We start from the raw sequence: 8,696 nt of genomic DNA on the forward strand, positions 1-8,696 counted from the left end.
GAGCATCTGAAATGGCGGATAGAGCACCTGAATTGGCGGACAGAACATCAAATTGGCAGCAAGAAGCCATGAGGAGATCAAGCACCTCATGGCTTTTTGCTAAACATCATATTAATCTTTGCCGAACCATCCTTTTGCCTTAAACCATGCATACATCAAAAAGCCGATGATGAGCATGACCCCCAGGATGATAAAGTAACCATAATGCCAGTTCAATTCCGGCATATTTTTGAAATTCATGCCGTAAACGCCGGCAATGAACGTGAGCGGCATAAAAATAGTCGTAATGACCGTTAACGTTTTCATAATGCTATTCATCCGGTAAGACGTCAGCGATATATAACTGTCCCGAAAATCGGCGGTTACCTCTCTGTTTGAATCCACCATATCGGCTAATTTAATCAGATGGTCATATATATCCTGGAAGTACGCCCGTTTTTCATCTTGAATGATAAAGCGTTTTGACTCTAATATCCGATAGAGTAAATCCCTCATTGGGACGACGGAATGCCTTAATTGCAACAAGTCGCTTCTAATTTCAAACACTTCTTTGATTAACGCATCTAATGATTGGTTTTTTGATTTTTTTTCGATTTCATCAAGCCGGTCTTCAATGTCATGAACGATCGGGAAGTACGTATCGACTAATTTGTCCATGATTTTATAAACGACTTCCATTGGACTTGTTTCAACCGGGTTGGGATCATGCGAAAAAAAGTCCCATGCTGCATTGATCTCGGATAAATCGTCAAAATGAAACGATACGACATAATTTTCTCCAATAAAGACATCCACTTCGCGAAGTTCGAGCGTTTCGGGATGTATAGAGTGAATGACAAGAAAATTATGATTGCCATAGTATTCAACTTTCGGCCGTTGAAGAAAGTGGAGACAATCTTCAATTGCTAAAGGATGAAAATGGAAATGATTCTTTAACAGTAAAGCTTCTTTCTCATTGGATTGATGAAAATCAACCCAATACCACGCAATGCGTTCATCATCAAGAGAATTCAGCGGAACATCGGTCAATATTTCATGATCTGTTGTTACAGCAAGTGTACGAATCATAGTTCTCCTCCTACCTAAAAGTATAGACGCAGTCTGACTAAAATAACAGCATGAATAAAATTATGTAAGCAAAAAAGGTTTAAGCTAACAGCTTAAACCTTAATTGATCTGTCCAGGATTAGTATTAGCAGCTGGACTCGGTACCGTCAACTGCACATCCTCCCCAGTTCACGCACCAGCAAGAACATCCGATGATGATTAAGAGGATGAAGAGTACTACGATTAATGCAAATCCCCCAATTCCTCCTCTACCGTAACCATAGCCAAACCCGCCGTAACCTAATCCCCCATAACCTACTGGTCCTCCATATAAAGGTGCATTCGCGTACATACTATATCTTTCCTCCTTCTGAATACTTTGAATAACTTTACTTGACTACGCTACAGTATATGTATTTGTCTTGGGTGAGTCTGGACGTTTACCCAATTTGGGTAGATTTGGGCTATATGAACGTCCCGACTTTTTGCGACAATCGTCCACTTATCCGATATAAAGCGCATCGGCTTGTCACTTTCAGAATAAAGAAAAACTTTTTTAGTAAGGGCATAGTCAATCACCGTTTCTATTAACCTATCAACCCATAAACTGTAGAAACCGATAAAAAAGGAGTTGATAGGATTGTTTCACTTTTCATTAATTCAAATGGCAAGACGAATGAGGCATAAGCTGGATGATCATTTAAGAAAACAGTTTATCGATTTTTACCGGCCATTTAAATGGGTTCCCCGTTTTATCCATCGTTCTATTGAAAATCTATTAAAAAGTGTGAAGACGTACCCCGTCATCATCGAGTTCGATGAAAAAGAGGAGTTGACGATTTTGGGAAAAACAGAAGTAAAAAACAAAATCAAAAAGCACTTTCGCTGCCGGGTACGCCACGAATTTGAAAATATGTCAAGCTGCTCTGCAAGACTGAATGGAAAATTGATCGAAAAACTATTAACAAATGAAGCGTTTTGTGTGAAAAAGATTTATCATGATCGAAAGGTGCACGCGCTGTTGGATGTCGCTTCCCCTGCTTTAGGCGTGCCAGAGCTTCAGGAAGATGGGTACACGGGTAAAGGAATTACGATTGCGATTGTAGATACTGGCATTTATCCGCATCATGATTTGACACTTCCATTAGACCGCATTGTAGGGTTTAAAGATTTCATCAATCATAAAAAAACTCCATATGATGATAACGGACATGGCACCCATTGTGCCGGCTGTGCCGCAGGAAATGGCTGTTCATCACAAGAAAAATATAAAGGGCCTGCCTACGAGGCCAATCTTATCGGTGTAAAAGTTTTAGATAAAAATGGATCTGGCCGTATTTCTACGATTATTGCAGGGATTGATTGGTGCATCTCAAATCGGCCGACCATCAATATTATATCGATGTCGCTTGGTGGACAGGCTACAGTCCCAGCAAAGGAGGATCCGCTCGTAAAAGCTGTTGAGTCGGCGTGGGATAACGGGATTGTAGTTGTTGTGGCGGCGGGCAATGAAGGGCCTGCCGAACGAACGATTTCAAGCCCCGGAATAAGCCCGAAAGTGATTACGGTTGGGGCTCTTGATGATGCGAATACCATTGGCCGTTCCGATGATGCGGTTGCTTCCTTTTCAAGCCGGGGGCCAACAGTAGACGGGGAGGTAAAACCTGATCTTGTCGTTCCAGGTGTCAATATCATTTCTCTCCGATCACCTGGATCTACCATTGATTGTTCGGAACCTGACAGTCAAGTCAATCAATACTATACTTCTTTATCCGGGACATCAATGGCAACGCCATTATGTGCAGGCGTCATTGCATTATTGCTTCAGAAGGAACCCGATCTCACGCCAGATGAAGTAAAAGACCGGTTGACTGGTGTTTGTGAAGATCTCGGGGTCGATAAGAACGTTCAAGGACATGGCTATTTAAATGCCGCGAAGCTTTTTGATCAAAGAATTGATAACTAAACGGCTGCTTATATCGATTTTTCCGCAAAGGGAAGAATCGTTTTTTTTATTATAAAAGGCTACATAGTATGTTTTTTAGGGTGAAATTGATAAGATAAAGGTGATGACTTTAACCAGTAGGAGATGATGAATGATGAAGATCATGGTCATTAACGGAGGGCCACGTGCGGTTTCAAGAACAAGAGGGTTAGCGTTGAAGGCAAAGGAACTTTTGCAACAGCATAACATTGAAATTTCCTATTTTGACTGTGGAACAGATCAGCTTCCCTTGTATAACGGAGAGGAGTCGCAACGTGAACACCCTGTCGTTAAAAAGCTCTCGGATGAAGCGAAGGAAGCGGACGGCTTCTTTATCTGTACCCCTGAGTATCATAGCGGAATGAGCGGTGCGTTAAAAAACGCCTTCGATTTTCTTGGAGGGGATCATTTTTCCAAAAAACCGGTCGCTATTGCTGCAGCCGCTGGGGGAGGCAAAGGCGGAATCAATGCGCTAAGTAATTTAAGAACTGTCATTCGCGGCGTCTACGGTCTCGTTATCCCGGAACAATTTGTTGCCGATCCAATTTGCTTTAACGAGTCGAAAGAAATTGAAGATGAAGGAACGATCGCCCGCATTGACGTGATCGTCAAAAGTTTAATTGAATACGTGCAGTTACTTACTGTACAAAAGGAAAATAAAAAGCTTGGGTAATCCCAGGCTTTTACCGTTTTTTTATGATGGTTGACAATAGTTGCAGCCCTTTTTCTAAATCAGAAGCGGAAGCATACGAATACGATATTCTTAAAAATTGGCTGGCATGAACATCGTATACATTGCCCGGATTGAGCAAAATTCCGTGTTCCATTGCTTTTTTAAATAGTTCACGTGTGTTTATTTTCGGCAAGATGCGCAGCCATATATAAAATCCGCCTTTTGGTTCATTCCATTCCGCTATTTCCGAAAAGTGGCGGTTTAATGTCTGTAATGCGATTTGCCGGCGCTCCTTTAACTGTTCGCGCACTTGCGTAAGGTGTTCTTCATATAAACCGGTAGAAAACCATTCGGCCGCCACCCATTGGGAGAGGGAGCTCGAGCCGTAATCCGTTTGCATTTTTATATCCGCCAAACGGCTAATGACTGCTTCCGGACCTACGACCCAGCCAATTCTTAACCCGGGGCTCACTGTTTTGCTTAAGCTTCCTAAATATAAAACTGAACCGCTTTGGTCAAAAGCCTTTAACGGCTCTGGCCCTTTTTCATCCAGCCATAAGTCCCCATATACATCATCTTCAATGATCGGAAGCTGTTCGTTCCGGCATACTTCCAAAAGTTGCATTCTTCTTTCTAGTGACATAACGGCGCCGGTCGGATTATGAAAGGACGGTATGGTGTAAAGGAGCGCCCCTGCATGCGATTTTTTATAGTGAGGGATGAGGCTTGCCTTAATCCCGTCCTCATCCATCGGAACCCCCTCTAAGTTCATCCCGGCGGATTGAAAAACATGAAGCGAGTTCAAATAAGAAGGTTTTTCTAGCAAAATGGTTGAGCCTTTATGCAGGATGCCGAGGCTGATCAGCTGCAATGCCTGCAGGGCGCCGGAGACGATGAGAATCGATGAAGGGGAAGCATAGATCCCTTTTGCTCTCAAATAAGAGCTAAGCTGTTCCCTAAGACGGATGGATCCTTTTGGCTCCTCGTAGCCGAGCTGCGGCAGGCGATTATACGATTGCCCGATGATTTGCCCCATGAATGCCACAGGAATCAATTCAGGGGAGAGTTCTCCTGTTCCTAAACGAATGAAAGCCGGGTCAAACTCGGCGCGATTGATTTCCTGGATGGTCGGCAAATTCGGCGGATGGATCCCGGCTTCGACATAGGCGTTCCAATTGGGTGGCGGTGCCAGAGTCATGAGGCTCCATGTATTGTTGATGACTTTCGTCCCGCCGCCGCTCCTTCCTTCAATTAACCCTTCCGCTTTTAATTCTTCCAGCGCCGTCACGACGGTGCTCCGATTGACATTAAAGGCGGCCGCTAGTTTGCGCTGTGTGGGGATTTTGCTTCCAACCGTCCATTCGCCCATCATAATTTTTTCTTTCATGTAATCAACAATTTGCTTATGCAGGGGTATGGATGAATGTTTATCAGGTTTCCAATTCAACATCATAGAGCACCACATCCTTTTCCTTATTCTATAACTTGGTTGGTTGAAAATCCATCCAATTGGTTGGAGACTATTTTATTTTCAGGCCTTAGAATGGGTGAAGAAGGGGGAGAGAGAATGGAAGCTTTTATACATGGAATGATTTTAGCGTTTGGCTTAATTTTGCCGCTCGGTGTTCAAAACGTATTTGTCTTTAATCAGGGAGCAAGACAGCGTAAATTCTTTTTAGCTTTGCCGGTTGTTGTTACAGCTTCGATTTGTGACACGCTGCTTATCCTTTTAGCCGTATTCGGAGTTTCCGTCGTCGTCTTAACGGTTGGTTGGCTGAAAATGGTTTTATTTGTGGTCGGATTTATTTTTCTTCTGTACATGGGGCTTGCGATTTGGCGCAGTTCTTCTGAAGGAACGGACTCGGGGACGGAGGCGGGGTTACCGCCAAAAAAACAAATCATTTTCGCGGCATCAGTCTCCTTGCTGAACCCGCATGCGATTTTGGACACCATTGGAGTCATCGGCACGAACTCGCTACAATATGCGGGATATGAAAAAGCGTTGTACACGCTTGCCACGATCATTGTTTCCTGGGTCTGGTTTTTCGGGCTGGCCATTGCGGGAAGAATGCTAGGGAAAATCGATCAAAACGGCATCGTGTTGCGAGTCATGAATAAACTTTCGGCACTTATTATATGGGGAGTGGCGCTTTATATGGCATGGCAATTGATTTCTGAAATGGGAGGCAAGTAGTTGATTTTTACGAACGTATATTCTTTGGTGTATAATATCACCAAATATATAACATGGAGGTTTTGTATGGTAGAGTTGCAGTTTTATAAACCTGACTATTTCGAGTCGCTTAAAGCGTTTAAACTGCCGGAGGAACAAGAACAATTTACGGCTATGCCGACTTCAACGTTGGAAAAAGCGGAGGGGAAGCACCCTGTCGTCATCGTAAATGAAAATAAACCGGTTGGCTTTTTTGTCCTCCATTCAAGCAGCAGAGTAAGAGAGTATACATACAATCCTCAAGCGATGCTATTAACGGCATTTTCCATCAATCACGCCGAGCAAGGCAAAGGATATGCGAAAAAAGGCCTTGAACTTCTTAGGAGTTTTATTAGTGAACAATTTCCCGGATGCAATGAGGTCGTTTTAGCCGTTAACAAACGAAATATCCCGGCGCAAAAACTATATGAAAAAGTTGGATATCAAGATACTGGCAGGAGAAAGATGGGGAGAATTGGAGAGCAATTGATTTTAAGTTTAGCTGTTTAAGAGTGTGGAGAAGCTCCACACTCTAAATTTCGAACCTTATGGACGCTTGTCCCACGGTTCGACCACGCCGACAATATGGAGCTTTTCTTTGCGGCTTATCGCTCTGATCACGCCTTCTGCGATTTCGTTATTCGTTAGCCAGCGTGAACTATCCCCATCAAGAATGAAACCGAGAATGATTTGACGATAATCACAATTTTGGGAAGTTGACAAATCAGTTCTAGGGATGCGGCTTGCGGCGCTTCCTTTAATATGAAACAGCTCCCACTTTTTTGCGGCATGACTGGAGATCGTCGTTTCAAGAATGTTCATTCCTTCAGGCGCCGTAGAATGGATCCAGGCAACCGCAATATCTACCGGGCCATTTTTCTCCATCGTTTTATTTAATTCTGCCTTGAATTTTTCTCCATCATGATAGTCAACGGAAATCGGTGTTATCTTTTCACTTGAACTCGCCTTTTCAACCAATTCCTTTAATCGTGCATTTCTTCGGCCAATAACAGAGACATGGTACCCTTCATTTTCCAGCCAGAGGCAAACCTTTTGCAGCATTCCTGTCCCGCCGACAACAAGCGCGTGTTTTCTCATAAAATAGCCTTCTTTCTTTTATTCATTTAGAAAACAATTCTTGAAAAAACGCAAAAATCCTCCAATTAAAGGAGAACGGTTACAACGTGGAGAATTAACCAGAAGTACTTTTATATTTACTATTATTCGTGGGAGATGTTGAAAAAAATGATTTTCTCTTCATGATATGAGGTGTTTGAAGATGAAAATAACCGATACAACGAAATCGTTTTTGGAACTTTTTCATTCTAATAAATCAGCTACGATCGATGAATTGCAACAGTACCACGCAGAGTATCCGGAAATCTTTCAAACTTATTTTAATGGCTATTGCCAATGGAGCGAAGAGAGGCTAATCAATTCGCTAAAACGATATGAAAAAAAGATAGAATTGATTCAAAATAATGCCGCTCAGCTTCCTGCGATTGTTGAAGAAGTCTTTGAAAGGATGTCTACGTATTTTTCCTTTAAGCCGGAACTTGAAGTTCGTTTATTTGTCGGTTGCTTCGGTTCAAATGCGTATGTAGACCATCATTGCAATCTCCATTTTTCGGTTGAAATGTTGTCTTCTGCTCTTGATTGTTTGAAGGTTCTTGTCGCCCATGAAATGGCCCATGCATTCCATTATTTGTTTTTAAATGAAGCGAAATTTGATTGGTCAAAAATCAAATTGGACGGATATAGCTCATTGTACTTTGAAGGGGTAGCAACATATGTTTCAAGTCTGGTCATCCCGGATATAGGACGTTCAATTTATTTTACATATAACGAATCGGGGGATGAGTGGCTCCGATTTAGCGAAAAAAATAAGGATAAGATTATTGGAGCACTTTCAGAAGACCTGGGAGAATGGTCAATGGAAAAGGAACGTGAATGGTTTCGCTTAAGTGGCGGGAAGCATTTTGGTTATAATCGTCTCGGTTACTTCATTGGGAACGAGTACATCAAAACGCGAAACCGATCGATCAAGGAAACGATGACGTTCTGGGTCAAAGAGAGTTTGCAGAAGGACATTCAAAATTGGCTGCAATTATACCGTAAAGGAGCAAACAGGAATGACTAATAAACGTAAAGTTGAAGTTGTTCCGTACAATCCGGAATGGAGAGAGAAGTTTGAGCTTGAGGTGGAGCGGGTGAAGGGAGTCTTGCAAGAGGAGTTTATTCGTTCCCATCATATCGGGAGCACATCCATTCCCGGAATGAGCGCGAAACCAATTATCGATCTATTAATAGAGGTTCAAAATATCGAGCAGGTAGATTCGTACAATACGTTAATGAAAAACATCGGATATGAGCCAAAAGGGGAAAACGGAATACCGGGAAGACGATATTTTCAAAAAGGCGGAAACAACCGAACGCATCATGTCCATATTTACAAGCATGGCCATCCCGAGGTCCAGCGGCATTTGCTCTTTCGCGATTATATGATTGCACATCCTGAAGAAGCTGCTGCTTATGGAGATTTAAAAAGCAATTTGATGTTGAAAGCTATATTTCCGGGAAGGATGCTTTTGTAAAAGAAATGGATGAAAGAGCGAAAAAATGGAAAGAAAGGATTGGAAGCTGTAAGACGAAATAAACCGTTACAAATTTGAACGGTGTTATCGCTGTCCGTCTTTCAATAAGTTTTCTTCAGTTTCGGCAATCTTCTTACTGTTATAATGACGAGCTCTCTAGGACAAATTTTCACCTTTGGTCGAGGC

At 42.5% G+C, this 8,696-nt stretch carries 10 protein-coding genes; 6 read left to right on the forward strand and 4 right to left on the reverse strand.

The genetic code is table 11. The features are described from left to right. Positions 1–111 precede the first annotated feature (111 nt). A complete protein-coding gene (gene corA, locus WD019_RS20965; RefSeq protein WP_425712713.1) occupies positions 112–1,068 on the reverse strand; it encodes a magnesium/cobalt transporter CorA in 957 nt (318 codons plus the stop codon). 124 nt (positions 1,069–1,192) lie between these two features. Then, positions 1,193–1,399, reverse strand: a complete 207-nt coding sequence (gene yjcZ, locus WD019_RS20970; RefSeq protein WP_026679313.1) for a sporulation protein YjcZ — start codon at positions 1,397–1,399, stop codon at positions 1,193–1,195. 288 nt (positions 1,400–1,687) lie between these two features. Between yjcZ and WD019_RS20975 the strand changes: the two genes are divergently transcribed. Together WD019_RS20975 and WD019_RS20980 are read left to right on the forward strand one after the other, a co-directional pair. Continuing rightward, positions 1,688–3,013 (forward strand): S8 family peptidase, encoded by a 1,326-nt coding sequence (locus WD019_RS20975; protein WP_026679314.1) that lies wholly within the window; start codon positions 1,688–1,690, stop codon positions 3,011–3,013. Between the two features lie 133 nt (positions 3,014–3,146). Beyond that, positions 3,147–3,704, forward strand: coding sequence for an NADPH-dependent FMN reductase (locus WD019_RS20980; protein ID WP_026679315.1), 558 nt, complete (start codon positions 3,147–3,149; stop codon positions 3,702–3,704). 10 nt (positions 3,705–3,714) lie between these two features. Here the strand turns inward: WD019_RS20980 and WD019_RS20985 are convergent, their stop codons facing one another. Beyond that, on the reverse strand, positions 3,715–5,157 hold the full coding sequence (locus tag WD019_RS20985; protein WP_425712714.1) for a PLP-dependent aminotransferase family protein: 1,443 nt from the start codon (positions 5,155–5,157) through the stop codon (positions 3,715–3,717). 114 nt (positions 5,158–5,271) lie between these two features. Between WD019_RS20985 and WD019_RS20990 the strand changes: the two genes are divergently transcribed. Both WD019_RS20990 and WD019_RS20995 read left to right on the forward strand, forming a co-directional pair. Beyond that, positions 5,272–5,898 carry a LysE/ArgO family amino acid transporter gene (locus tag WD019_RS20990; RefSeq protein WP_425712715.1) on the forward strand — a complete coding sequence of 209 codons (627 nt, stop codon included), beginning with the start codon at positions 5,272–5,274 and terminating at the stop codon, positions 5,896–5,898. Between the two features lie 66 nt (positions 5,899–5,964). Continuing rightward, complete coding sequence (locus WD019_RS20995; RefSeq protein WP_026679318.1) at positions 5,965–6,426, forward strand: GNAT family N-acetyltransferase; 462 nt, start codon at positions 5,965–5,967, stop codon at positions 6,424–6,426. Between the two features lie 36 nt (positions 6,427–6,462). On the opposite strand, the gene WD019_RS21000 is transcribed toward WD019_RS20995, so the two are convergent. Further along, on the reverse strand, positions 6,463–7,014 hold the full coding sequence (locus WD019_RS21000) for a short-chain dehydrogenase (RefSeq protein ID WP_425712716.1): 552 nt from the start codon (positions 7,012–7,014) through the stop codon (positions 6,463–6,465). A gap of 181 nt (positions 7,015–7,195) precedes the next feature. Here WD019_RS21000 and WD019_RS21005 point away from each other — a divergent pair, with 181 nt between their 5' ends. Continuing rightward, positions 7,196–8,056 (forward strand): aminopeptidase, encoded by an 861-nt coding sequence (locus WD019_RS21005; RefSeq protein WP_425712717.1) that lies wholly within the window; start codon positions 7,196–7,198, stop codon positions 8,054–8,056. Then, complete coding sequence (locus WD019_RS21010) at positions 8,049–8,510, forward strand: GrpB family protein (RefSeq protein WP_425712718.1); 462 nt, start codon at positions 8,049–8,051, stop codon at positions 8,508–8,510. Before WD019_RS21005 ends, WD019_RS21010 begins: the two co-directional genes overlap by 8 nt. The last annotated feature ends 186 nt before the right edge of the window (positions 8,511–8,696 follow it).

Origin of the sequence: Fictibacillus sp. Mic-4 (genome assembly GCF_049843615.1) — a bacterium.
In the GTDB taxonomy this organism is placed as follows: domain Bacteria; phylum Bacillota; class Bacilli; order Bacillales; family Fictibacillaceae; genus Fictibacillus_A; species Fictibacillus_A gelatini.